This window comes from Pseudomonas marvdashtae (assembly GCF_014268655.2).
Lineage (GTDB): Bacteria > Pseudomonadota > Gammaproteobacteria > Pseudomonadales > Pseudomonadaceae > Aquipseudomonas > Aquipseudomonas marvdashtae.
Genome location: NZ_JABWQX020000002.1, coordinates 528726 through 552787 on the forward strand (window position 1 = coordinate 528726; position 24062 = coordinate 552787).

The 24062-nt window shown below is 62.4% G+C and carries 20 protein-coding genes; 11 read left to right on the forward strand and 9 right to left on the reverse strand.

Going from position 1 to position 24062, the window contains the following annotated elements; all coding sequences use genetic code 11:
• On the reverse strand, window positions 1–1200 hold the full coding sequence (locus HU742_RS22210; RefSeq protein WP_186611131.1) for a CaiB/BaiF CoA transferase family protein: 1200 nt from the start codon (window positions 1198–1200) through the stop codon (window positions 1–3).
• Between the two features lie 147 nt (window positions 1201–1347).
• Here HU742_RS22210 and HU742_RS22215 point away from each other — a divergent pair, with 147 nt between their 5' ends.
• From HU742_RS22215 to HU742_RS22225, 3 genes are all read left to right on the forward strand, one after another.
• The gene (locus tag HU742_RS22215) at window positions 1348–1890 is read left to right on the forward strand and encodes a YaeQ family protein (RefSeq protein WP_186644140.1); all 543 of its coding nucleotides are present in this window, start codon (window positions 1348–1350) and stop codon (window positions 1888–1890) included.
• Between the two features lie 100 nt (window positions 1891–1990).
• The gene (gene recJ, locus HU742_RS22220; RefSeq protein WP_186644142.1) at window positions 1991–3700 is read left to right on the forward strand and encodes a single-stranded-DNA-specific exonuclease RecJ; all 1710 of its coding nucleotides are present in this window, start codon (window positions 1991–1993) and stop codon (window positions 3698–3700) included.
• A 208-nt stretch (window positions 3701–3908) separates the two neighbouring features.
• A complete protein-coding gene (locus HU742_RS22225; RefSeq protein WP_186634855.1) occupies window positions 3909–5015 on the forward strand; it encodes an NADH:flavin oxidoreductase/NADH oxidase in 1107 nt (368 codons plus the stop codon).
• Between the two features lie 73 nt (window positions 5016–5088).
• Here the strand turns inward: HU742_RS22225 and HU742_RS22230 are convergent, their stop codons facing one another.
• Entirely contained in the window at window positions 5089–6714 is a 1626-nt protein-coding gene (locus HU742_RS22230; RefSeq protein ID WP_186644144.1) for a glucan biosynthesis protein D, read from the reverse strand.
• A gap of 365 nt (window positions 6715–7079) precedes the next feature.
• On the opposite strand from HU742_RS22230, the gene HU742_RS22235 reads away from it, so the two are divergent.
• Entirely contained in the window at window positions 7080–7265 is a 186-nt protein-coding gene (locus tag HU742_RS22235; protein WP_186634861.1) for a hypothetical protein, read from the forward strand.
• Window positions 7266–7337: 72 nt separating this feature from the next.
• Here the strand turns inward: HU742_RS22235 and HU742_RS22240 are convergent, their stop codons facing one another.
• The 7 genes from HU742_RS22240 to HU742_RS22270 form a co-directional block, all read right to left on the reverse strand.
• Window positions 7338–8762: a gamma-aminobutyraldehyde dehydrogenase gene (locus HU742_RS22240; RefSeq protein WP_186634864.1), complete on the reverse strand. Its 1425-nt coding sequence runs from the start codon at window positions 8760–8762 to the stop codon at window positions 7338–7340.
• Between the two features lie 58 nt (window positions 8763–8820).
• Window positions 8821–9633 (reverse strand): ABC transporter permease, encoded by an 813-nt coding sequence (locus HU742_RS22245; RefSeq protein ID WP_186644146.1) that lies wholly within the window; start codon window positions 9631–9633, stop codon window positions 8821–8823.
• Complete coding sequence (locus tag HU742_RS22250) at window positions 9623–10570, reverse strand: ABC transporter permease (protein WP_186634870.1); 948 nt, start codon at window positions 10568–10570, stop codon at window positions 9623–9625. Before HU742_RS22250 ends, HU742_RS22245 begins: the two co-directional genes overlap by 11 nt.
• Before the next feature lies 1 nt (window position 10571).
• Window positions 10572–11609 carry an ABC transporter ATP-binding protein gene (locus tag HU742_RS22255; protein WP_186634873.1) on the reverse strand — a complete coding sequence of 346 codons (1038 nt, stop codon included), beginning with the start codon at window positions 11607–11609 and terminating at the stop codon, window positions 10572–10574.
• Window positions 11610–11841: 232 nt separating this feature from the next.
• Window positions 11842–12993, reverse strand: coding sequence for a putative ABC transporter substrate-binding protein YdcS (gene ydcS, locus HU742_RS22260; protein ID WP_186634876.1), 1152 nt, complete (start codon window positions 12991–12993; stop codon window positions 11842–11844).
• 90 nt (window positions 12994–13083) lie between these two features.
• Window positions 13084–14541, reverse strand: a complete 1458-nt coding sequence (locus tag HU742_RS22265) for a gamma-aminobutyraldehyde dehydrogenase (protein WP_186634879.1) — start codon at window positions 14539–14541, stop codon at window positions 13084–13086.
• A gap of 97 nt (window positions 14542–14638) precedes the next feature.
• On the reverse strand, window positions 14639–15553 hold the full coding sequence (locus HU742_RS22270; protein WP_186611144.1) for a LysR family transcriptional regulator: 915 nt from the start codon (window positions 15551–15553) through the stop codon (window positions 14639–14641).
• 184 nt (window positions 15554–15737) lie between these two features.
• Between HU742_RS22270 and HU742_RS22275 the strand changes: the two genes are divergently transcribed.
• The 7 genes from HU742_RS22275 (at window position 15738) to HU742_RS22305 (ending at window position 24043) form a co-directional block, all read left to right on the forward strand.
• Entirely contained in the window at window positions 15738–16448 is a 711-nt protein-coding gene (locus HU742_RS22275) for a tellurite resistance TerB family protein (protein ID WP_186634882.1), read from the forward strand.
• A 238-nt stretch (window positions 16449–16686) separates the two neighbouring features.
• Window positions 16687–18309: a methyl-accepting chemotaxis protein gene (locus tag HU742_RS22280; RefSeq protein WP_186634885.1), complete on the forward strand. Its 1623-nt coding sequence runs from the start codon at window positions 16687–16689 to the stop codon at window positions 18307–18309.
• Entirely contained in the window at window positions 18309–18845 is a 537-nt protein-coding gene (locus HU742_RS22285) for a chemotaxis protein CheW (protein WP_186634888.1), read from the forward strand. Before HU742_RS22280 ends, HU742_RS22285 begins: the two co-directional genes overlap by 1 nt.
• Window positions 18842–20104 (forward strand): CheR family methyltransferase, encoded by a 1263-nt coding sequence (locus HU742_RS22290; RefSeq protein WP_186634890.1) that lies wholly within the window; start codon window positions 18842–18844, stop codon window positions 20102–20104. The genes HU742_RS22285 and HU742_RS22290 overlap by 4 nt, the downstream gene beginning before the upstream one ends.
• Window positions 20104–20775, forward strand: coding sequence for a chemotaxis protein CheW (locus HU742_RS22295; protein ID WP_186634892.1), 672 nt, complete (start codon window positions 20104–20106; stop codon window positions 20773–20775). Before HU742_RS22290 ends, HU742_RS22295 begins: the two co-directional genes overlap by 1 nt.
• Window positions 20772–23036 (forward strand): hybrid sensor histidine kinase/response regulator, encoded by a 2265-nt coding sequence (locus HU742_RS22300; protein ID WP_186634894.1) that lies wholly within the window; start codon window positions 20772–20774, stop codon window positions 23034–23036. Before HU742_RS22295 ends, HU742_RS22300 begins: the two co-directional genes overlap by 4 nt.
• Window positions 23033–24043 carry a chemotaxis response regulator protein-glutamate methylesterase gene (locus HU742_RS22305; protein WP_186634897.1) on the forward strand — a complete coding sequence of 337 codons (1011 nt, stop codon included), beginning with the start codon at window positions 23033–23035 and terminating at the stop codon, window positions 24041–24043. Before HU742_RS22300 ends, HU742_RS22305 begins: the two co-directional genes overlap by 4 nt.
• The last annotated feature ends 19 nt before the right edge of the window (window positions 24044–24062 follow it).

The following is a 24062-nucleotide window of genomic DNA, read 5'->3' on the forward strand; positions in this document are numbered from 1 at the left end:
TCAGATGGCTCCCTCGGTACGCAATCGGGCGATGTGTTGTGCATCGTAGCCAAGCTCGTCGAGCACCTCTGCGGTATGTTCCCCGAGCGCCGGCCCGACCCACTCGGATGTGCCTGGTGTGTCGGAAAGTTTCGGTACGATGCCAGGCATCTTGAATGCCTTGCCGTCGGGCAGCTTGGCCTGCAAGAACATTTCACGGGCGAGGAATTGCGGGTCGCTGAACATGTCCTCGGCGCTGAAAATCCGGCTGGCCGGTACGCCCGCCTGGTTCAGTTGCTCGATGACGGCATCCAGTGGCAACGAGTTGACCCAGCGATCAATGACCCCATAGAGCTCGTCCCGGCGACTGTCACGTCCGTCGTTGCTGGCCAGCTGCGGGTCGTTGGCGAGGTCGTCGCGTCCAATGATTTGCATGAAGCGCTTGAAGATCGCGTCACCGTTTGCGCCGATTTGCACATGCTTGCCGTCGGCGCTGGTGTGGATGGATGAAGGTGTGATGCCGGGCATGATATTGCCGGTGCGTTCGCGGATGAACCCGAACACATCGAACTCCGGCACCATGCTTTCCATCATGGCGAATATCGCTTCGTATAACGCCACATCCACCACTTGTCCGGTTCCGCCATTGACCTCCCGATGCCGCAAGGCCATCAGCGCGCCAATCACTCCCCACAGCGCGGCAATCGAGTCGCCGATGGAAATCCCGGTGCGCACTGGCGGGCGGTCCTCGAAACCGGTGATGTAGCGCAGGCCACCCATCGACTCGCCGACGGCGCCAAAGCCGGGTTGGTCCTTCATCGGGCCGGTCTGGCCGAAGCCTGAGAGCCGTACCATGACCAGTTTCGGGTTCAGCGCATGCAGTACATCCCAGCCCAGGCCTAGCTTTTCCAGCACCCCGGGACGGAAATTCTCGATCAGTATGTCCGCTTCGCCGATCAGTTTTTTCAGGACAGCCAAACCCTCCGGGTGCTTGAGGTTCAGGGTCAGCGACTTTTTGTTGCGGGCCTGGACGAACCACCAAAGGGACGTGCCTTCATACAATTTGCGCCACTTGCGCAGCGGATCGCCGCCATCGGGCGATTCGACCTTGATCACCTCGGCACCGAATTCACCGCAGATTCGCGAGGCAAAGGGGCCGGCGATCAAGGTGCCGAGTTCGATGACCTTGACGCCGGCAAGAGGTTTGGCAGTAAGCGACATGACGAATCCTGTAGGACAAAGGCAGAACGAATAGAGGGTTTTATCATAGGCCAAGGCCAGTCGCCGCAGGTTGATGGTCGGCAATTCGTGGATTGCCCGTCTCATCGGTTAGACTTGCCGCCTTTCCTCGTATCAAGAAGCCCGTTCATGGCCCAGCCGTCCACGACCTATAAGTTTGAACTGAACCTCACCGACCTCGACCGCAGTGTGTACGAAAGTGTGAAGCAGACCATCGCCCGCCACCCTTCGGAAACCGAAGAGCGTATGACCGTGCGCCTGTTGGCCTATGCGTTCTGGTACAACGAGCTGCTGGCGTTTGGGCGTGGTCTGTCGGACGTCGATGAACCTGCGCTGTGGGAAAAAAGTCTGGATGACCGTGTCTTGCATTGGATCGAAGTCGGCCAGCCGGATGCCGATCGCCTGACCTGGTGTTCGCGTCGTACCGAGCGTACCAGCCTGCTGGCCTACGGCAGCCTGCGGGTCTGGGAAGGCAAGGTGATCCCCGCGGTGAAAAACCTGAAGAACGTGAACATCGCCGCCGTCCCCCAGGAGGTTCTTGAAACCCTGGCCAAGGACATGCCCCGCGTCATCAAGTGGGACGTGATGATCAGCGAAGGGACGATTTTCGTGACCGACGACCGTGGCCAGCATGAAGTCCAGCTGCAGTGGCTGTCGGGCGAGCGCGGTTGAGCCATTGATGCGGTAGTGAGTGAATTTCATTGTGGCGAGGGGGCTTGCCCCCTCGCCACAATCCAAGATCCCGAAAAAATAGAGAAATGTCCGTCACCCCATGCGCATAGAACCCCGCCAACTGCCCGACACCCTGCCATTTCTTGGCGACCTGCCGCCCTTGTTGACCCGTCTGTACGCCGCCCGTGGCGTGCAGTCCGAGGCTGAGCTGGACAAGAGCCTGGCGCGCCTGATTCCTTATCAGCAGCTCAAGGGGATCGATGCCGCGGTGGATCTGCTGGTGGTAGCGCTCGAGCAACGCCAGCGCATCCTGATTGTCGGGGACTTCGACGCCGATGGCGCGACGGCCAGCACGGTGGGCATGCTCGGGCTGCGCCTGCTCGGTGCGGCCCATGTCGATTATCTCGTGCCCAATCGCTTTGAGTATGGCTATGGATTGACGCCGGAAATCGTCGAAGTCGCCCTGACACGCGAGCCGCAGTTGTTGATCACCGTGGACAACGGCATCTCCAGCGTGGAAGGCGTGGCGGCGGCTAAAGCGGCGGGCCTCAAGGTGCTGGTGACCGACCACCACTTGCCGGGTCTCGAATTGCCAGCGGCCGATGCCATCGTCAACCCGAACCAACCCGGTTGCCAATTCCCGAGCAAGGCATTGGCAGGCGTCGGGGTGATTTTTTATGTATTGATGGCTCTGCGGGCTCGCCTGCGCAGCCTGGGCTGGTACGCCAGCACACCTCAGCCGAACATTGGCGAGCTGTTGGATCTGGTGGCGTTGGGGAGCGTCGCCGACGTGGTGCCCCTGGACGCCAACAACCGGATCCTGGTGCATCAGGGCCTCGAACGTATTCGCGCCGGGCGCGCCCGCCCAGGGATCAAGGCCATCCTGGAAGTGGCTAAGCGCGACTCTTCGCGAATTACTTCCACGGACCTGGGTTTCATTCTCGGCCCGCGGTTGAACGCGGCGGGGCGACTCGATGACATGAGCCTGGGTATCGAATGCCTGCTCACCGACGACCCGGCGCTGGCGCGGGACATGGCGGCGCAACTGGATGGCATGAACCAGGACCGCAAGTCCATCGAACAGGGCATGCAGCGCGAAGCGTTGGCCCAGCTCAAGGACCTGCCGGTGGAATCGATGCCGTTCGGCTTGTGCCTGTTCGACCCCCAATGGCACCAAGGCGTCATCGGTATCCTCGCGTCGCGCATGAAAGAGCGTTATTTCCGTCCGACCATTGCCTTCGCCGATGCCGGGGATGGCCTGCTCAAGGGCTCGGGTCGCTCGGTGCCGGGCTTTCACATTCGCGATGCGCTGAGCGTCGTCGCGGCGCAGCATCCGACGCTGATCAGCAAGTACGGCGGTCATGCCATGGCGGCGGGACTGACGCTGCCCGAGGCGAACTTTCCCTTGTTCGCCGAGGCTTTTGACGCTGAAGTACGTAGGCAACTGCGCGAAGAAGACTTGACCGGAAGGCTCCTGTCGGACGGCACCCTCGCGGTGGAAGAGTTCCACCTGGAACTGGCCCGGGCACTGCGCCATGCCGGTCCCTGGGGCCAGCATTTCCCGGAGCCGATGTTTCATGGCGTGTTCCAGTTGGTCGAGCAGCGCGTGGTGGGCGAACGGCACCTGAAGGTCGTGCTCAAGACTGAGTGCGGTTCGGTGAAGCTCGATGGCATTGCCTTCGGTATCGACCGCGAGATCTGGCCCAACCCTACCGTGCGCTGGGTGGAGCTGGCCTACAAGCTCGACCTCAACGAATTCCGCGGCCAGGAAACGGTGCAACTGATGATTGCCCATATCGAGCCGCGGTAGGCAACACTGGCTGACGCGTGGTTCTCTTGTTTTTACCCCGGAACCCTCCCTCACCCCCGGTTGTCGACTAGTCTCTAAGCACTGCTTGATAGCCCTTGTGACGTCTTGTCGAATTTTTTGCCCGCGGGGGCGGGTGTTGCATCCTTTGTCACTCGTCGACTTTTCAAACAGAACCCTGGAGCCTGCCCACTGATTCGAGAGGTGCCCCATGAGTCTGCTGCTGGAACCCTATACCCTTCGCCAATTGACCCTGCCCAATCGCATCGCGGTATCGCCGATGTGCCAGTATTCGAGCGCCGATGGCTTGGCCAATGACTGGCATCTGGTGCACCTCGGCAGCCGCGCCGTGGGCGGCGCCGGCCTGGTGTTCACCGAAGCTACCGCCGTCACCGCCGACGGCCGTATCACCGCCCAGGACTTGGGGTTGTGGAACGACGAACAGATCGAACCCTTGCAACGCATCACTCGTTTCATCACCGCCCAAGGTGCGGTGCCGGGCATCCAACTGGCCCACGCTGGCCGCAAGGCCAGTACCTGGCGACCCTGGTTGGGCAAGCATGGCAGCGTCAAGCCCGAGGAGGGTGGCTGGGTTCCGGTTGGCCCATCGCCTATTGCCTTCGATCCGCAGCACACCCCACCGACCCAGCTGGATGAAGGGCAAATCGCCGATGTCATCCAGGCGTTCGTGGACGCGGCCAAACGCGCCCTGACGGCTGGTTTCAAGGTCGTCGAGGTCCACGCTGCCCATGGTTATTTGCTGCATCAGTTCCTGTCGCCCTTGAGCAACCAGCGCCGAGATCAATATGGCGGATCTTTCGAGAATCGCATCCGGCTGGTGCTGCAAGTCACCGAAGCGGTCCGGGCCGTATGGCCTGAAGAACTTCCGGTGTTCGTCCGCGTCTCCGCCACCGATTGGGTGGAAGACGGTTGGAACCCGGATGAAACCGTCGAACTGGCGCGGCGCTTCAGAATATTGGGGGTGGACCTGATCGACGTGTCGTCGGGCGGTACCGCGGCGAACGCGGAAATTCCCACCGGCCCTGGCTACCAGACGCGCTTCGCCGAGCGGGTGCGCAAGGAGTCGGAAATCGCTACCGGTACCGTGGGCATGATTACCGAACCGGCCCAGGCCGAACACATCCTGCGCACTTGCCAGGCCGATATCATCTTCCTGGCCCGCGAATTGTTGCGCGATCCCTATTGGGCGCTGCATGCCGATGATGACCTGGGTGGACGCAAAGCCACCTGGCCGGCGCAGTACCAGCGAGCGACGCATCGGGACCAGCCGATCCACGAGTCGGATTTGCGCGACTGAGTGCTCGATAAGACAAAAGCCCCGGTTGGTCTGGCCGGGGCTTTTGTTTATCTGAGGTGCAGTGCTTGCGTGCTTAAGGGTATTTACGTTTATCCGGGGCTGGCGGGAAATACTGGTACAACCAGGTTTCGCTCAGGGTCCGGTCTTTGGTGCGGATAAACAGGCGCATTTCTACAGGATCCACGCGGTCGTCGGTCGGGTACCAGTCGAAGGTGATGCGGTAGCCCTTGATCGCATCCAGCACCAACACGTTGAAGTCCTTCACTTCGCCATGGGAGCAGGTCACCACCGGTTCGATGCCAGTGCCCGGAGGCAATTGATCGATGCCGCCGCCGGTGAAGTCCACGGCGAAACGTCGTGCCCAGACGGTTGGATAATGCTCGCCGGGCGCCCAACCTTCGATGAAGCCGCCCATGCCAGAACGTGTAGCGTCCACACGCGCCAGCTCAGTGCTCACCGGTGGCAGCGCGCTCCAATAGAGCTTGTAGCCATAGTTCAGCGAATCGCCGGCAGCGACTGGTTTCTTCGGCGTCCAGAAGGCAACGATGTTGTCGAGGGTTTCGCCGGTGGTGGGAATTTCCAGCAGATCGATAGAACCTTCACCCCAGGCCGTGGTGGGCTCGACCCACAGGCTTGGGCGTTTGCTGTACCAGTCCACGGTGTCCTGGTAGCTGTCGAAGTCATGATCGGTCTGCACCAGGCCAAAGCCTTTCGGGTTATTGTCGGCGAAGGCGTTGAATTGCAGGGTGGCGGGGTTGTTCAGCGGACGGCAGACCCATTCGCCGTTGCCGCGCCACATGGCCAACCGGTCGGAATCGTGGATCTGCGGGTGGATGGTGTCGCACATGCGTCGCTCGACCGTGCCGCAGCTGAACATGCTGGTCATCGGCGCGATGCCCAGTTGCTCGATGGCGGTGCGGGCGTTGACATGGGCGTCGATTTCCATGACGACCCGGGTCGGCTGGCAATCGATATCAAACCGATAGGCACCCGTGGCGCTGGGCGAGTCGAGCAGGGCGTAGACCACAAAACGCGTGCTGTTCTTGTCCGGGGTTTCGAACCAGAATTTGGTGAAGTCCGGGAATTCCTCGCGTTTCTTTGCGTAGGTGTCGATGGCCAGGCCGCGGGCTGACAACCCGTACTGTCCGCTCTCATCCACGGCGCGGAAATAGCTGGCGCCCAGGAATGAAACGATATCGTGCCGATCCAGCTCTGGAGCCTTGAATGCCCGGAACCCGGCGAAGCCCAGGTCACCGGTCAGTTGCGAGGTGTTGACCGTGGTCTTTTCGTAATTGAACAGCTCCGGGCGGAAATGCACCTCGCGGGCCATGCGGGTCTTCGGATCGACGCTGTACATGCGCACCGGTTGCTTGAAGCCCATGCCGACATGGAAGAACTGCACGTCCAGTTGACCGTCCAGCGCATTCCACAACGAATGGTTGGCGTCGTACCGGATGGCATTGAATTGCAGGGGCGACATCTGGGCCAAGGTCGGCGGCAAGACTTGCTTGGTGTCGACGTAGCGGCTAGCGGCCAATTTCCGGGCCTGGTCTTTCAGCCCGTTGAAATCGAAGGGCCGGGCTTCGCCGTCGGCCGCCTGATCGGCCGCCCAGGCTCGTGCAGCCATGAGTCCAGAGGCTGAAAGCCCGGTGTAGGCGGCGAAGGCCATAGAGGCCTTTAGCAGATTCCTGCGGTGCATAAATACAACCTTTTCTCGAAACAATCCCGAGCCGATCCTGGCCGCGGCAATTGATAAGGGAGTTCGGACATGCCTTTGGCCAAACGCGACGAACGTAAGAACAGATGCCTGGGAGCTGGATCGGTTCACCGAGGCGCAAAATCATAGGGGAATTGCTGGGCGGGAGAGAAAGGAAAAGCGTGGTTTGGTCAAACTTTCTTACAGATATTTCTTTTTTTCGGAGGATTTCTGATTTTTTTGACTAATTACTCTAAAACTCTCTTCTCACGCTTCGAATCCTCCCTATTCTTAGCGTGGACAGACGCTTCAACCCCCGAATCACGGGGCGCTATCAGGCCAAATCGACGTACAGAAGGACAACGTTCATGACGAAAATACAGGGCATTACCCAAATGCTGGGGATCTTTCCAGGCCTGACCAATGGGCGCAGGACACGACGACTCAGCCTGGAAGAACTGAGGCTGGTCGAACGTTATCGGGAGCTGTCGGAAAACGACCGGATCGCCATGCGTTACCTGGTGGATGCGATGCGCAGTGTTTCGCGGTTTTGAACGGTGACTAGATACGCTTCACCACGACCAGTACGACCCGTTGGTCGTGGTGTACCTTCAATTGGCGTCGACTCAATGCTTGAACATCACATGCCGCACCACCGTGTAATCCTCCAGCCCATACATGGACATGTCCTTGCCATAACCGGAACGTTTCTGACCGCCATGGGGCATTTCGCTGACCAGCATGAAATGGGTGTTCACCCAAGTGCAGCCGTACTGCAAACGTGCCGACAGGCGATGGGCGCGACCGATGTCAGCGGTCCACACCGATGAGGCCAGGCCGTAGTCCGAATCGTTCGCCCAAGCCAGGACCTGTGCTTCGTCGACGAATGACGTGACGGACACCACCGGGCCGAAAACCTCCCGACGGACGATTTCATCGTCCTGCTGGGCGTCGGCCAGCACGGTTGGTTCGAAGAAGAAGCCGTTGCCGTCGACGGCCTTGCCTCCAGTGATCAGGCGAATGTGCGGTTGGGCAATGGCCCGTTCGACGAAACCGGCCACGCGGTCGCGATGCTGGGCCGTGATCAGTGGACCCATCTCGGTGCCGGGCTCGTTCTGCAGGCCATATTTGATACTGCCGACCGCGGCGCCGAGCTTTTCGACGAACTGGTCATAGATGCCTTGCTGGGCATAGATGCGGCAGGCGGCGGTGCAGTCCTGGCCGGCGTTGTAGAAGCCGAAGGTGCGGATGCCTTCCACGGCCGCATCAATGTCGGCGTCGTCGAAAATGATCACCGGGGCCTTGCCGCCCAGCTCCATGTGCGTGCGCTTGACGGTGTCGGCAGTGCTGGAAATGATATTCGAGCCGGTGGCGATCGAGCCCGTCAGGGAAACCATGCGCACTTTGGGATGGGTAACCAAGGGCTGGCCAACCGTTTGCCCGCGCCCAAAGACTACGTTGAGTACGCCTGCGGGGAAAATTTCCGACGCCAGCTCCGCCAGGCGCAGGGCGGTCAATGGTGTCTGTTCCGACGGTTTGAGCACCACGGTATTACCGGCGGCCAAGGCGGGGGCGATCTTCCAGGCGACCATCATCAGCGGATAGTTCCACGGTGCGATGGAGGCAATCACGCCCACCGGGTCTCGACGGATCATCGAGGTGTGCCCCGGCAGGTATTCGCCGCCCGCCGAACCGTTCATGCAGCGGCTGGCCCCAGCGAAAAAACGGAACACGTCGGCAATCGCTGGAATCTCGTCATTCAGCGCGGCGCCCAAAGGCTTGCCGCAGTTATCCGACTCCAGCTTCGCCAGTTCTTCGCCGTTGGCTTCGATGGCATCGGCCAATTTGAGCAGTAGCAGGGAGCGGTCCTTGGGCGCCACCTGCGACCAGGATTCGAAGGCGCTGTCGGCGGCGCGCACGGCGGCGTCGACCTGGGCTTCGCTGGCTTCATTGATTTCCACCAGCACCCGGCCCAGCGCCGGGTTGAATACCGCCTGGCCGGGGCCTTCGCCGTTGACCAGGTGGCCGTTGATCAGCAGTTTGGTTTGCATGTGCATGTCCTCTTGAATCTGGTTTGTAACCCCGTGGGGGCCGGTTTCACAGTGACATTCATTTACCGCCGCTCCCCGCCACGCTCTCGCCCCCACGGGTCAGGTAATAGGCGCCGAGTATCGGCAGCATCGTGACCAGCATCACTAGCATGGCCACCACGTTGGTCACCGGCACGTCGCGGGGGCGGCTGAGCTGGTTGAGCAACCAGAGCGGCAGCGTGCGCTCATGGCCTGCGGTGAAGGTGGTGACGATGATTTCATCGAACGATAAGGCAAACGCCAGCATTCCGCCGGCCAGCAACGCTGACCCCAGGTTAGGCAAGATGATGTAGCGAAAGGTCTGCCAGCCGTCGGCGCCCAGGTCCATCGAGGCTTCGATCAGGCTGTGGGACGTGCGGCGCAGTCGGGCGATGACGTTGTTGTAGACGATCACCACGCAGAAGGTCGCATGGCCGACGATGATGGTGAACATGCCGGGTTCGATGCCCAAGGTCTTGAACGTTGCCAGCAGGGCGATGCCGGTGATGATCCCCGGCAAGGCAATCGGCAGGATCAGCATCAGCGAAATGCCCTGCTTGCCGAAGAAATCACGGCGATACAGCGCCGCCGAGGCGAGCGTGCCGAGGACCATGGCAATCAGCGTGGCGACGGCCGCGACCTGCAAGGACAATTTGATCGCCTCCAGCACGTCCGGTCGCGAGAAGGCGATGCTGAACCACTTCAGGGTCAAGCCCTTGGGCGGGAAGCTGAACGCCGCGTCTTCGGTATTGAAGGCGTAGAGAAAGATGATCAGGATCGGAAAGTGCAGGAACACCAGCCCGCCCCATGCCGCGGTCCGCAAGCCCCACGAGGCCCGAGAGTCAGAGTGCATCGAAAGCCCCCAGTCGCTTGACGATGGATAAGTAGATGGCGATCAGCACGATAGGCACCAGCGTGAACGCCGCCGCCATGGGCATGTTGCCGATGGCCCCTTGCTGGGCGTAGACCATGCTGCCGACGAAGTAGCCCGGCGGGCCCACCAGTTGGGGCACGATGAAATCCCCCAAGGTCAGCGAAAACGTGAAGATCGAGCCAGCGGCAATGCCTGGGATCGACAGCGGCAGGATCACCTGCGTGAACGTCTGGCGTGGCCTGGCGCCCAGGTCCGCCGAGGCTTGCAGCAGCGACGGTGGCAAACGCTCCAGCGACGCTTGGATCGGCAGGATCATGAACGGCAGCCAGATGTAGACGAACACCAGGAAACGCCCTAGGTGCGAGGTGGACAAGGTGCTGCCGCCCACGCCCGGGATTCCCAGCACGAACTGCAACACCGGCCCCAGGCCCAGGTGCTGGACGAACCACTGCGCCACGCCACCCTTGGCCAGCAGCAACGTCCAGGCATAGGCCTTGACGATGTAGCTGGCCCACATCGGCAGCATCACCGCAATGTAGAAAAATGCCTTGGTCTTGCCGCTGGTGTAGCGCGCCATGTAATAGGCGATCGGGAAGGCGACGATGGCGCTGGCAATGGACACGGCGATTGCCATGGCCAAGGTGCGCGCAATGATGTCGAAATTCGACGGCTGGAACAGCGCCGAAAAGTTCGCCAGGGTCAGGTCGGGCGTGACCGCCATGGTGAAGTCGTCGAAGGTGTAGAAACCCTGCCAAAGCAAAGTCAGCAGCGAACCCAGGTAGATCGCGCCGAACCAGATCAGCGGTGGCACCAGCAACATCGACAGGTAGAGGTTGGGCCGTCGGTACAGCAGGTTGGAAAAACGGCGTAACGGCGAGCCGTGCGCGGGCGTTTGAGTGATGGCCACGGTGTTCATTTCAGGCCTCGCCGCCAACGGTGTCGTGCAGGGCGACCATCGCCTCACGCGCCCAGCGTACCGTGATCGGTTGGCCGGTCTGGTGCTGGGCGCTGTTGTCGTTCCATTGGGTGTTGGCCTGGCTGAGGCTGAGCGTCTGGCCGGTCTCCAGCGTCAGCTCGTAGCGCGTCGCACTGCCTTGGTATTGGATGTCATGGAGCAGGCCGCTGACTTCGATTTCATGCCCAGCCAGCGGGCCTTCGGCAAAGCGCACATGTTCCGGGCGGATCGAGAACGGCTGTGGGTGCCCGCTCAATTGCCGGGCCAGTTCGCCACGAATCACGTTGGAGGTGCCGACGAATTCGGCGACGAAGGTGGTGGCCGGCCGCATGTACAGGTTGCGCGGCGTATCGACCTGTTCGATGCGGCCCTTGTTGAACACCGCGACGCGATCGGACATCGACAACGCTTCGGTCTGGTCATGGGTGACAAAAATGAAGGTGATGCCCAGCTGCCGTTGGAGTTTCTTCAATTCGCTCTGCATTTGTTCACGCAGCTTCAGGTCGAGGGCGCCCAGGGGCTCATCCAGCAGCAGGACGCGCGGGCGGTTGACCAGCGCGCGGGCCAGGGCGACGCGTTGACGTTGGCCGCCGGAGAGTTGCACCGGCTTGCGCTGGCCGTAGCCGTCCAGGGCAACCATCTCCAGTGCTTCGTCGGCGCGCTTGATGCGTTCGGCCTTGGCGATGCCTTTGACCTTCAGGCCATAGGCGACGTTGTCGCGCACGTTCATGTGGGGGAACAGGGCATAGTCCTGGAAAACCGTGTTGACGTCCCGCTGATAGGGCGCGAGCCCCACGGCTTCCTCGCCGTGGATGCGGATCGAACCGGCGCTGGGCTGCTCGAACCCGGCGATCAGCCGCAGGCAGGTGGTCTTGCCGGAACCGGACGGTCCCAGCATGGAAAAGAACTCGCCGTCCTGAATGTCGATGGAGACCCGGTCAACGGCCTTCACATCGCCGAACTGACGGGAAACGTGAGTGAACTGGACTGCAAGCGTCATGGTGCGGGGCTCCAGAAAGCGGGGCGGGTATGAAATCGCAACGGTTGGAACGCGGTCCCGTGGCGAGGGAGCTTGCTCCCGCTGGGTGGCGCAGCCACCCCAAAACCAGCCGATGCGGTGGGCAGGTCATACCGCGTCGGTCGGTTTTGGGCGTGCTGCGCGCGCCAGCGGGAGCAAGCTCCCTCGCCACAGGGTTAACCATGTCCCCCCGGTCCAAACAGGTGACTGCGACTTAGCGCCCACCCATGATCGCAATGTAATCCTGGGTCCAGCGACTGTACGGCACGAACTTGCCGCCCTCGGCCTGTGGGGTTTTCCAGAAGGCGATCTTGTCGAACTGGTCGAAGCCGTTGGTCTTGCAGCCTTCGGCGCCTAGCAGTTCGCTGCCTTTGCACGCCGCCGGCACGGCCGGCAAGGAGCCGAACCAGGCGGCTACGTCGCCCTGGACCTTGGGTTGAAGCGACCAGTCCATCCATTTGTACGCGCAGTTGGGGTGCTTGGCCTCGGCGTGCAGCATCGTGGTATCGGCCCAGCCGGTGGCGCCTTCCTTGGGAATGGTCGAGGCGATCGGCTGTTTCTCGTTGGTCAGGCCATTGACCTGGTACGGCCAGGCGCCGGATGCCACCACGCCTTCGTTCTTGAAGTCGCTCATCTGCACAGTGGTGTCATGCCAGTAACGGTGGATCAACGGTTGCTGGGCCCGCAGCAATTCCAGCACAGCCTTGTACTGGGCTTCGTCGAGCTGGTACGGGTCCTTGATGCCCAATTCGGGCTTGGCGGTCTTGAGGTAGAGCGCCGCATCGGCGATGTAGATCGGGCCATCGTAGGCTTGCACGCGTCCCTTGTTCGGCTTGCCGTCAGGCAGGTTCTGCGCCTCGAACAGCACACTCCAGCTGGTCGGTGCCTGCTTGAACACCTCGGTGTTGTACATCAGCACGTTCGGGCCCCATTGGTACGGGGTGCCGTAGGTCTGCTGATTGACCACGTACCACGGCGCATCCTTGAGACGCGGGTCGAGGTTTTTCCAATTGGCGATCAGCGCGGTGTTGATCGGCTGCACGCGTTTGCCGGCAATCAGCCGCAAGGAGGCGTCGCCGGAGGCAGTGACCAGGTCATAGCCGCCCTTGCTCATCAGGCTGACCATTTCATCGGACGTCGCGGCAGTCTTCACGTTGACCTTGCAACCCGTTTCCTTCTCGAAGCCGGTCACCCAATCGTAGGCCTTGTCGCTTTCACCACGCTCGATGTAGCCCGGCCAGGCGACGATATCCAGTTGGCCTTCGCCAGCGCCAACCGCCTTGAGCGGTTCGGCGGCCTGGAGGCTGACGCTGGTCAGAAGCGCCGTGGTGATTGCACTGAGCAATGCGGTCTTGTGCGCGTACATGGAAATCCCTCTTGCTTTAATTATGGTCGGGGCAGTTTCGCAACGGGGTGAAGCGCCAGGGCTGGCCTGTTATTAGAGTAGTGCTGTTATCTACAGATGCTGGCCGTGGCGGGCCATGATATGGCGCACCACGCTGTAGTCCTGGAGCGAATCGCTCGACAGGTCTTTCCCATAGCCCGAGCGTTTCAGGCCGCCATGGGGCATTTCGCTGACCAGCATGAAATGGCTGTTGATCCAGGTGCAGCCGTATTGCAGCCGCGCGGCCACCTGCATCGCCTTGTCAAGGTTATGGGTCCAGACGGAGGAGGCCAGGCCGTATTCCGAGTCGTTGGCCCAGTCCACCGCCTGGCTGAGCTCATCGAAGCGAGTCACCGTGACCACCGGGCCGAACACCTCGCGCTGGACGATTTCATCGTTTTGCTTGCAACCGGCCAACAGCGTCGGCTGGTAAAAGAAGCCGGCGCCGGAATGCACCGCCGCACCCGTGATGCGTTCGATGTGCGGCTGGCCGAGGGCGCGCTCGACAAAACTGGCGACGCGGTCGCGCTGGCGGATGCTGATCAGCGGGCCGATCTCATTGTCGGCATCGCGCTTGCCGGCAAAACGCAGGCTGCCGACCGCCGCGCCGAGCTCGGCCACCAGACGGTCGTGGATCCCCGCCTGGGCGTAGATCCGGCATGCCGCGGTGCAATCCTGCCCGGCGTTGTAGTAACCGTAGGTGCGCACGCCTTCGACCACCGCTTGCAAGTCCGCATCGTCACAGACGATCACCGGAGCCTTGCCGCCCAATTCCAGGTGCGTGCGCTTGAGGGTTTTGGCGGCGGCCTGGAGGATTTTCTGCCCGGTGACGATATCGCCCGTCAACGAAACCATGCGGACCTTGGGATGACTGACCAGATGGCTGCCGACACCTTCACCGCCGCCGCAGACAATGTTGATGACGCCGCGCGGCAGGATCTGCGCCAATAATGGCGCCAGGGCCAGGATCGATAGCGGCGTATGCTCCGAGGGCTTGAAGACCAAGGTGTTGCCGGCGGCCAGGGCGGGAGCGATTTTCCAGGCCGCCATCATGATCGGGTAATTCCACGGCGCAATGGACGCGACCACGCCAATCGGATCGCGGCGCACCATGCTGGTATAGCCGGGCAGGTATTCGCCGCTGAGCTGGCCGGTCTGGCAGCGTACCGCGCCGGCAAAGAAGCGGAACACATCCACCGTGGCGCTCAGGTCATCCTGGCGTGCCAAGTGCAGCGGCTTGCCGCAGTTCAAGGATTCGAGGCGGGCCAGGTAATCGGCGTTCTTCTCGATCGCGCTGGCAATGTCCAGCAGCAGGTTTGAGCGCAGCTGTGGGGTGGTGCGCGACCAGCCATCGAAGGCGCGATGGGCAGCATGGATTGCGGCTTCGACCTGTTCGGTGCTGGCCTCGGCAATGTGCGCCAGCGTTTCACCGGTGGCGGGGTTGAGGATTGGCTCGACAAAACCGTCGCCGGGCACGCTTTCGCCATCAATCAGCAACGCGGTACACAACGGGGTCTGCGTGCCAGCCATTGTCGGTTTCTCTTTTTGTCAGTGGCCCAAAGGATGCAGCAAGACTAGTGCGCAGTCCGGCGGACAACAAATTCTAAATACTCAAGGCTGCATTCGATTAAATAGATGGCTTGCGCCCGCCGTGACGCTGTTCCCTCGCGACCGCCAGGAACGGGTCGACCGACGCCGGCCGCGCGGTGCCTCGGCGCCAGGCCAGGCCAACATCAAGGGTCTGGTTGAGGTCGGCAATTGGCCGGGCCTCGATGATGTCGCCTTCCAGTGACCAGGGGCGGTAGGTCATGTCCGGTTGGATCGACACGCCCAGCCCGGCCGCCACCAGGCTGCGCACCGCTTCGGTCGAGGCAGTGCGCAGCGTGATGTTCGGTTGCAGGCCGGCGCCACGCCACAGGCGTTGCGCGTTGCGATCCATTTCGTCGACATTCAATTGGATCAGCGGCTCGCGGGCCACGTCCGACAGGTGGATGCTGTCGTGCTCCAGCAACGGATGCTGGGCCGGCAGCCACAAGCGGTGGGGCGAGTGGGTCAGCACCTCAGTCTGCAGCGCGTGGCGATCTTCCAGGTTGGACAGGATCAGCACGCCGACGTCGATTTCGCCGCTGACCAGCAAATGCTCGATATACGGCCGCTCGTCTTCCATCACGCGAATCGCCACGTTGGGATAGGCGCGCTGGAAACGGGTCAGCAGGTCCGCCAGGTAATACCCGGCAACGAGGCTGGTCACGCCGATGGTGACTTGGCCGGCGACCTGGTCGGTGCTCTGTTGCAGGCTGCGCTTGGCGTTGTCGACGGTGGCAAGGATCAGGTGGGCCTGGCGCAGGAATTGATGCCCCTGGTGGGTCAGGGTCATGCCCTTGGCGTGGCGGCTGAACAGGCTGACGCCGATGTCTTCCTCCAACTGCTGGATGGCCAGGGTCAGCGTCGACTGGGAAATGAACGCCGTTTGCGCCGCAGCGGAAATCGACCCGGTCTCGGCCACGGCGATGAAGTGACGGATCTGGCGCAGGGTCATCATGGTTGAGCACCGCCGAGCGAATTTATCGATGTCTTGGAGTGTATATCGTTTTTATCGAATGGCTGCAGGTCGACTGAATCCTGTCAGGCAACATCTCGAAGCAATCTCGCCGAGGATGCCGGGCACTTTCGATCTAGGCTGGGGGCCTTATGATCCGGTTAACCCGAATGCGTGGAGGCAACAAATGAACACCCGTGGATTGCTCGATCAGTTACTCAAGTCCGGCCAGGAAATGCTGCAGAACAAGGCTGGCGGCTCCCAGGGCAAGTCGTCCGGCGGGTTGGGCGGATTGCTCGGTGGTTCCGGCAACCTGGGCGGAATGCTCTCCGGCGCGGGTGGCGGGGCGTTGGCAGCCGGTGCCATGGGCTTGCTGCTGGGCAACAAGAAAGCCCGCAACTTCGGCGGCAAGGCACTGACCTATGGCGGCCTGGCTGCGTTGGGCGTCATTGCGTACAAGGCTTATGGCAACTGGCAGGCCCAACAGGGCACTGCACCGAAAACCGAGCCGCAGACCCTGGACCGCGTCCCGCCGGCGCAGGTCGAGCAGCACAGCCAGGCGATCCTCAAGGCTCTGGTCGCGGCGGCCAAGGCCGACGGCCATGTAGACGAGCGTGAACGGCAGTTGATCGAGGGCGAATTCACCAAGCTCGACAACGACCAGGAATTGCAGCACTGGCTGCACGCCGAACTCAACAAACCCCTGGATCCCAGCGACGTCGCCCGTGCGGCAAGCACACCGGAAATCGCCGCCGAAATGTACATCGCCAGCGTGATGCTGGTGGACGAAGAAAACTTCATGGAGAAATCCTACCTCGACGAACTGGCGCGGCAGTTGAAGTTGGAGCCAGGGCTGAAAGCGGAACTGGAAAAGCAGGTGCGGCAGGCGACTATATAGATCAATCCCAACCTCAATCCCTGTGGCGAGGGAGCTTGCTCCCGCTGAGCGGCGAAGCCGCTCCCAAAAAAAACTGCCGATAGATCTCTCGGCTGACGGACGACGGGAGCAGCTCCCTCGCCACAGGTGCGCCACCGATCAAGACAACGGCGGCCGAAAATCCCCCCCAGCCGTCATGCAGACGCACCATTGCCCTCGGCTATACTCCCGGCAATTCAAAGTGCCCCGAGGTTTTACTGTGAAGAACTGGACGTTGCGCCAACGCATCCTGGCGAGTTTTGCGGTGATCATCGCCATCATGTTGCTGATGGTAGTGGTCACGTATTCGCGGTTGTTGAAGATCGAGGCCAGTGAACAGAAAGTGCGTACCGACGCCGTCCCAGGGGTTTATTTCAGTTCCATGATCCGAGGCGGCTGGGTCGACAGTTACGTCAAGACCCAGCAGATCGTCGGCCTTTCCGGCCAGCGCGAAATCACCGCTGAGGACAAGGCGCTCTACCAGGGTTACGAGCAGCATCTTCGCGAAGAAATCCAGAACTATCAGAAGTTGATCCAGGACCCGGCCGACCAGGCTTCGTTCGACGAATTCGAGGTCAATCACCAGGACTTCAACAAGGCCTTGGCAAAGGTGCTGGATCTGTACCAGCGCAAGGACTACGAAGGCGCACGGTTGGCATTGGAAAAAGAGCTGACGCCGGCATGGCTCGACGGCCGTGGGCACTTGAACCAGATCATCGAGCGCAATCGCGAGCTGGCGGAGCGAGCCGCTCAGACAATTGGCCATGCGGTAACGGCCGCCGAGATTGCGATGGGTCTGTCATTTGTCGTCGCGGTGCTCGTGGCTGTGCTTTGCGGCCTGTTGCTGATGCGCGCGATCATGGCGCCCATGACTCGCATCGTGGAGATTCTCGATGTCATGCGCAGCGGCGACCTGAGCGGGCGCCTGAACCTGGCGCGCAAGGACGAATTCGGCGCCGTGGAGACTGGCTTCAACGACATGATGGCCGAGCTGACGTCGCTGGTGTCCCAAGCCCAGCGTTCCTCGGTGCAGGTCACCACTTCGGTGACCGAGATCGCCGCCACTTCCCGACAGCAGCAGGCCACGGCCACCGAAACCGCCGCGACCACCACTGAGATCGGCGCAACCTCCCGGGAAATCGCCGCCACGTCCCGCGACCTGGTGCGCACCATGACCGAAGTCTCCACCGCCGCCGACCAGGCCTCGGTCGCTGCCGGTTCAGGCCAGCAGGGCCTGGCGCGCATGGAAGAGACCATGCACTCGGTGATGGGCGCCGCCGATCTTGTAAACGCCAAGCTGGCGATCCTCAACGAGAAGGCCGGCAACATCAATCAGGTGGTGGTCACCATCGTCAAGGTCGCCGACCAGACCAACTTGCTGTCGCTCAACGCCGCCATCGAGGCCGAGAAGGCCGGTGAGTACGGACGCGGTTTCGCCGTGGTCGCCACCGAAGTCCGCCGCCTGGCCGACCAGACCGCGGTTGCCACCTACGACATCGAGCAAATGGTTCGCGAGATCCAGTCGGCCGTTTCGGCGGGAGTGATGGGCATGGACAAGTTCTCCGAAGAAGTGCGCCGCGGGATGGCCGAGGTACAGCAGATCGGCGAGCAACTCTCGCAGATCATTCATCAGGTCCAGGCGTTGGCGCCGCGGGTGTTGATGGTCAATGAGGGGATGCAGGCCCAGGCCACCGGCGCTGAGCAGATCAATCACGCCCTGGTGCAACTGGGCGATGCCAGCAGCCAGACCGTGGACTCCCTACGCCAGGCCAGTTCCGCCATCGATGAACTCAGCCAGGTGGCCGCGGGGCTGCGCAGCGGCGTCTCGCGCTTCAAAGTCTGATGGGCGAGTTCGAAGCCCGATATGGCGTCGCTCCGGCGGCCCGGCAAACGCTGTTCCTGGTGTTCTGCATCGGAAACGAGCGCTACGCCTTGCAGGCCACCGACGTGGTGGAAGTATTGCCGCGCTTGTCACTCAAGCCGATCGCCCGGGCGCCGTCCTGGGTGGCGGGGGTGTTTGCCTGGCGCGGGGTTGTCGTGCCGGTGATCGACCTTTGTGCCCTGACCTTCGGCCAGGATGCCCAGGCGCGCACCAGCACCCGGCTGGTACTTGTGCACTATCGGCCGCAGGCGCAGCAAGCCGCGCAGGTGCTGGGTTTGATTCTGGAACAGGCCACCGACACGTTGCGTTGTGATCCGGCCGATTTCAAGCCTTATGGCCTGGACAATCGCCAAGCACCTTACCTCGGCCCGGTGCGTGAAGATGCCCAGGGCATGCTGCAATGGGTCCGGGTTAACGATTTGCTCGACGAGTCCGTTCGCGCGGTGCTGTTTCCCACGCCACCGCTGGACCTCAATGACAACGAGGGAGAGCGATGAACAGCGACCAGCGTTTTTTCGACTTCCTCAAGGAGCGTATCGGCTTGGACGTCACGTCCGTCGGCACTGCCATTATCGAGCGAGCGGTCTGCCAGCGTGTCCTCGCCGTCCCTGGCCGATCCACTGACGAGTACTGGCAATCGCTGCAACACTCTACCCAGGAGCAGCAGGCGCTGATCGAAGCGGTAATCGTCCCGGAGACCTGGTTCTTCCGTTACCCGGAATCCTTCGCCACGCTGGCCCGGCTGGCAACCCTGCGTCTCGCCGAGATCAAGCACCTGCGGGCGCTGCGCATTCTCAGCCTGCCGTGCTCCACCGGCGAAGAACCCTACTCGATCGCCATGGCCTTGTTCGACGCAGGCCTTGGGCCGCATCAGTTCAAGGTCGATGGGATGGACGTCAGCCCGCTGTCGGTGGAAAAGGCCAGGCAAGCGCGTTACGGCAGAAACTCTTTTCGGGGTGCGGACCTGGGTTTTCGCGAACGATATTTCAACGCCGAGGATGACGGCTATCGTCTCGATGGGCGCGTACGCGAGCAGGTGCGCCTGCAAGTGGGCAACTTGTTGGACCCGGCCCTGCTGGTAAACGAGGCCCCCTACGATTTTGTCTTCTGCCGCAACCTGCTGATCTATTTTGACCAGCCTACCCAGCAGCAAGTGTTCGCGGTTCTCAAGCGCCTGACCCATGAGGGCGGCGTGCTGTTCATCGGGCCCGCCGAGGGCAGTCTGTTGGGGCGCCTTGGCATGCGCTCGATCGGTATCGCCCAGTCGTTCGCCTTCAGCCGCCAGGGCGCGCCGGAGCCGCAACCGCTGCCGGCCCTGATGCCGACGCCGCTGCCGATTCGCCAGCCGCCACCGCGAGTCGCTGCGCCGGTGATTCGGCCCCGGCCGTTTGCTGGCGGCGTCACCCCGATTGCCGCACCGAAAAGCAGCGACGCCGCCACCTTGCTAGCCAATATTGCCGCCCTTGCCAACGGCGGCAGAAGCGCCGAGGCCCGCGCCGCTTGCGAACAGTACGTGCGCAGCCATGCGCCAAACGCCCAGGTCTTCTATTGGTTGGGACTGCTCAGCGACATGGCCGGCAGTGCACTCGAGGCCCAGGGTTTTTATCGCAAGGCGCTGTATCTTGAGCCGCAACACGCCGAGGCGTTGGTGCACTTGGCGGCGCTGCTGGCTTCCCAGGGAGACGCGGCCGGTGCCCGTCGATTGCAGGAGCGCGCGGCACGCAGTGGGCGCGCGGCTGACAGTGAGCGTAGATGATGAGCGGTTCGGCTTTCTATAACGTGACCCATGACGATACCCAGGCCATCGATGACTGTTGGAATCGCATCGGCGTTCATGGCGACAAGTCTTGCCCGCTGCTGGCTGAGCATATTCACTGTCGCAATTGCTCAGTGTATTCGGCCGCCGCCACCCGTTTGCTCGACCGTTACGCCCTGCGCCAGGACGACCGCGACTTGGCTTATGCCCCGGTGGACGCCGATATCGTCACGCGCTCGCTGCTGATGTTCCGCCTGGGCGAAGAGTGGCTGGGCCTGACCACCCGCAGCCTGGTGGAAGTGGCGCCGTTGCAGCCGATCCATTCATTACCTCACCAGCGCTCCCGGGCCTTGCTCGGGGTTGCCAATGTGCGCGGGGCCTTGGTGGCTTGCCTGTCGCTGGTTGACTTGCTCGGGCTGGAGCCCGGCTCGGCGGCGCCCTCCGGTGGTCGGGTCATGCCGCGCATGCTGATCGTCGGCGCACAAGGCGGGCCGGTGATGATGCCGGTCGATGAGGTGGACGGGATCCATGCCATTGATGAACGTATTCTGGCGAACGCTTCGCAATCGACCGGCAAATACACCCGGGGTGTCCTGCAGTACAAAGGCCGCAACCTGCGTTGGCTGGATGAAGAGCAGCTGCTGTCCGCCGTGTCCCGGAGCTTGTCATGACCCCCGACCAGATGCGCGACGCCTCGCTGCTGGAGCTGTTCAGCCTGGAAGCCGAAGCCCAGACCCAAGTGCTGAGCGCCGGCCTGCTGGCGCTGGAACGTGATCCGACCCAGGCCGACCATCTGGAATCGTGTATGCGCGCGGCTCATTCCCTCAAGGGTGCCGCGCGGATCGTCGGGGTCGATGCCGGGGTCAGCGTGGCTCATGTGATGGAAGATTGCCTGGTCAGCGCCCAGGAACGGCGCCTGGTGTTGCGCGCCGAACACATCGATGCCTTGCTGCAAGGCACTGATCTGTTGACCCGCATTGCGACGCCCGGCAACAGTGTCGGCGCCGAAGACGTCGAGGCCTATGTCGCACTGTTGGGCCGTTTGCTTGACCCTGCCGCGACGCCGGCGCCGACGGTTGTGTCGCCGAAGGACGACCTATCCGCCGAGCCCATTGCTCTCGAAATGGCCGAGCCCGCGTCCACGGAGCCCGCGGGGCCGCCCACCAAGAAAAAGCGCGTCACCGAAGAGGGCGAGCGGGTCTTGCGAGTCACCGCCGGGCGCCTGAACAGCTTATTGGACTTGTCGAGCAAGTCCCTTGTTGAAACCCAGCGTCTCAAGCCTTGGCTGGCGACCATGCTGCGGCTCAAGCGCCAGCAAGGCAATGGTCTGCGCGCCCTCGAAGACTTGAATGTGCACCTCAAGGACCACGTCCTGAGTTTGCAGGCCCAGGAAGCCCTCGGCGATGCCCGGCGCCTGCTGGCCGAAACCCAGCAATTGCTGGCGCAGGAAATCGCTGAACTGGACGAGTTCGCCTGGCAGGCCAGCCAGCGGGCGCAAGTGCTGTACGACACGGCGCTGGCCTGTCGCATGCGCCCGTTTGCCGATGTGCTTTCGGGGCAGGCGCGCATGGTTCGCGACTTGGGCCGCAGCCTCGGAAAACAGGTGCGCCTGGAAATCGAAGGGGAGAAAACCCAGGTCGATCGCGACGTACTGGAAAAACTTGAAGCGCCGCTGACTCACTTGCTGCGCAACGCCGTGGACCATGGCATCGAGACGCCGGAACAACGGGTGTTGGCCGGCAAACCCGCCGAAGGCCTGATCCGCCTGCGTGCCTCGCACCAGGCCGGCCTGCTGGTGTTGGAACTGGCGGACGACGGTGCGGGCGTGGACCTGGAGCGGGTACGCCGCAGTGTCGTGGCGCGCGGCCTGTCCCCCGAGCACACCGCCGCCAGCCTGAGTGAGGAAGAGCTGCTGGCGTTTCTGTTCCTGCCCGGCTTCAGCCTGCGGGACAAAGTGACCGAAGTGTCCGGGCGCGGTGTCGGCCTGGATGCGGTCCAGCATATGGTCCGGCAGTTGCGCGGCGCGGTGGTGCTGGAGCAGACGGCCGGGCAGGGCAGTCGTTTCCACCTCGAAGTACCGCTGACGCTATCGGTGGTGCGCAGCCTGGTGGTGGAAGTCGGCGGCGAAGCCTACGCGTTTCCCTTGGCCCATATCGAACGCATGTGCGACCTGGCGCCCGAGGACATCGTCCAGGTCGAAGGTCGCCAGCACTTCTGGCACGAAGGTCGCCATGTTGGCTTGGTTGCCGCCACTCAACTGCTCAATCGCCCGGCGACGCCGAACAGCGACCAGACCCTCAAGGTCGTGGTGATCCGTGAGCGGGAGGTGATTTATGGCGTGGCGGTGGAACGGTTCATTGGTGAGCGGACCCTGGTGGTCCTGCCCCTGGACGAGCGCCTGGGCAAGGTCCAGGACATTTCCGCCGGCGCCTTGCTGGACGACGGCTCGGTGGTGTTGATTGTCGATGTCGAAGACCTCTTGCGCTCGGTGGAGAAACTGCTCGATGCCGGCCGACTGGAGCGCATTGCCCGGCGGAACGAGGCCCAGTCGCCGCGCAAGCGGATCCTGGTCGTTGATGACTCGCTGACCGTGCGTGAGCTGGAACGCAAGCTGTTGCTCAATCGCGGCTACGACGTGGCCGTGGCCGTCGACGGCATGGACGGTTGGAATGCGTTGCGCGCGGAAAATTTCGACCTGCTCATCACTGACATCGACATGCCCCGCATGGACGGTATCGAGTTGGTATCGTTGCTGCGGCGCGACAGCCGCTTGCAATCGCTGCCGGTGATGGTGGTTTCCTACAAGGATCGCGAAGAAGATCGTCGCCGTGGCCTGGACGCCGGGGCCGACTATTATCTAGCCAAGGCGAGTTTTCACGACGACGCCTTGCTTGATGCCGTGGTCGAATTGATCGGAGGAGTACGGGTTTGAAGATCGCCATTGTCAATGACATGCCCCTGGCGGTCGAGGCCCTGCGCCGCGCGCTGGCGTTGGAGCCTGTGCATCAGCTGGTCTGGGTGGCCGTCAATGGCGCTGACGCTGTGCAGCGGTGCGCCGAATACACCCCGGACCTGATCCTGATGGACCTGTTCATGCCGATCATGGATGGGGTGGAGGCGACGCGGCGGATCATGGCCGACACCCCGTGCGCCATCGTGATCGTGACCGGTGACAGCCAGCAGAACGTCCATCGGGTATTCGAGGCCATGGGCCATGGCGCCCTCGACGTGGTCGATACGCCGGCCCTGGGCGTCGGCAGGCCGGAGGACGCCGCGGCACCGCTGTTGCGCAAGATCGCCAACATCGGCTGGCTGATCGGCGAGCGCGGGAACGCTGAGCGCGCCACCCCGACCGCACCGCGCGCGCCGTTGTCACGCAACAGCCTGGTGGCGATCGGCTCGTCGGCGGGCGGCCCGGCTGCGTTGGAAGTGCTGCTCAAGGGGCTGCCGCGTGACTTCGCCCCGGCCATTGTGCTGGTTCAGCACGTGGACGAAGTGTTTGCCGCCGGCATGGCCGAATGGCTCAGCGGCGTGTCGGGCCTGGATGTCCGGTTGGCCCGGCATGGCGAGACGCCGCAAGGCGGCACCGTGTTGCTGGCAGGGACCAACCACCATCTGCGCCTGTTGAAAAACGGTACGCTTGCCTACACCGCCGAGCCGGTCAATGAGATCTATCGGCCCTCCATTGATGTGTTTTTCGAAAGTGTCGCCCATTACTGGAACGGCGATGCGGTGGGGGTATTGCTCACTGGTATGGGCCGCGACGGAGCGCAGGGGCTTAAACTCATGCGCCAGCAGGGCTGCGTGACCATCGCCCAGGACCAGCAGAGCAGCGCGGTGTATGGCATGCCGAGGGCGGCGGCGGCCATCGACGCGGCGGCACAAATTCTCGCGCTGGATAAAATAGCGCCACGCTTGGCGGAAATTTTCACCCCATGATCAACCCTCGCGCCCCAGG

Bases quoted from the DNA above. Each gene is read 5' to 3' on its own strand.
- recJ (WP_186644142.1), top strand. From the start codon at position 1,991: ATGCGCATAGAACCCCGCCAACTGCCCGACACCCTGCCATTTCTTGGC.
- HU742_RS22265 (WP_186634879.1), bottom strand. From the start codon at position 14,541: ATGGCTGGCACGCAGACCCCGTTGTGTACCGCGTTGCTGATTGATGGC.
- HU742_RS22300 (WP_186634894.1), top strand. From the start codon at position 20,772: ATGACCCCCGACCAGATGCGCGACGCCTCGCTGCTGGAGCTGTTCAGC.
- HU742_RS22240 (WP_186634864.1), bottom strand. From the start codon at position 8,762: ATGCAAACCAAACTGCTGATCAACGGCCACCTGGTCAACGGCGAAGGC.
- HU742_RS22230 (WP_186644144.1), bottom strand. From the start codon at position 6,714: ATGCACCGCAGGAATCTGCTAAAGGCCTCTATGGCCTTCGCCGCCTAC.
- HU742_RS22225 (WP_186634855.1), top strand. From the start codon at position 3,909: ATGAGTCTGCTGCTGGAACCCTATACCCTTCGCCAATTGACCCTGCCC.
- HU742_RS22290 (WP_186634890.1), top strand. From the start codon at position 18,842: ATGAACAGCGACCAGCGTTTTTTCGACTTCCTCAAGGAGCGTATCGGC.
- HU742_RS22295 (WP_186634892.1), top strand. From the start codon at position 20,104: ATGAGCGGTTCGGCTTTCTATAACGTGACCCATGACGATACCCAGGCC.
- HU742_RS22275 (WP_186634882.1), top strand. From the start codon at position 15,738: ATGAACACCCGTGGATTGCTCGATCAGTTACTCAAGTCCGGCCAGGAA.
- HU742_RS22255 (WP_186634873.1), bottom strand. From the start codon at position 11,609: ATGACGCTTGCAGTCCAGTTCACTCACGTTTCCCGTCAGTTCGGCGAT.
- HU742_RS22210 (WP_186611131.1), bottom strand. From the start codon at position 1,200: ATGTCGCTTACTGCCAAACCTCTTGCCGGCGTCAAGGTCATCGAACTC.
- HU742_RS22215 (WP_186644140.1), top strand. From the start codon at position 1,348: ATGGCCCAGCCGTCCACGACCTATAAGTTTGAACTGAACCTCACCGAC.
- HU742_RS22250 (WP_186634870.1), bottom strand. From the start codon at position 10,570: ATGAACACCGTGGCCATCACTCAAACGCCCGCGCACGGCTCGCCGTTA.
- HU742_RS22235 (WP_186634861.1), top strand. From the start codon at position 7,080: ATGACGAAAATACAGGGCATTACCCAAATGCTGGGGATCTTTCCAGGC.
- HU742_RS22245 (WP_186644146.1), bottom strand. From the start codon at position 9,633: ATGCACTCTGACTCTCGGGCCTCGTGGGGCTTGCGGACCGCGGCATGG.
- ydcS (WP_186634876.1), bottom strand. From the start codon at position 12,993: ATGTACGCGCACAAGACCGCATTGCTCAGTGCAATCACCACGGCGCTT.
- HU742_RS22270 (WP_186611144.1), bottom strand. From the start codon at position 15,553: ATGATGACCCTGCGCCAGATCCGTCACTTCATCGCCGTGGCCGAGACC.
- HU742_RS22285 (WP_186634888.1), top strand. From the start codon at position 18,309: ATGGGCGAGTTCGAAGCCCGATATGGCGTCGCTCCGGCGGCCCGGCAA.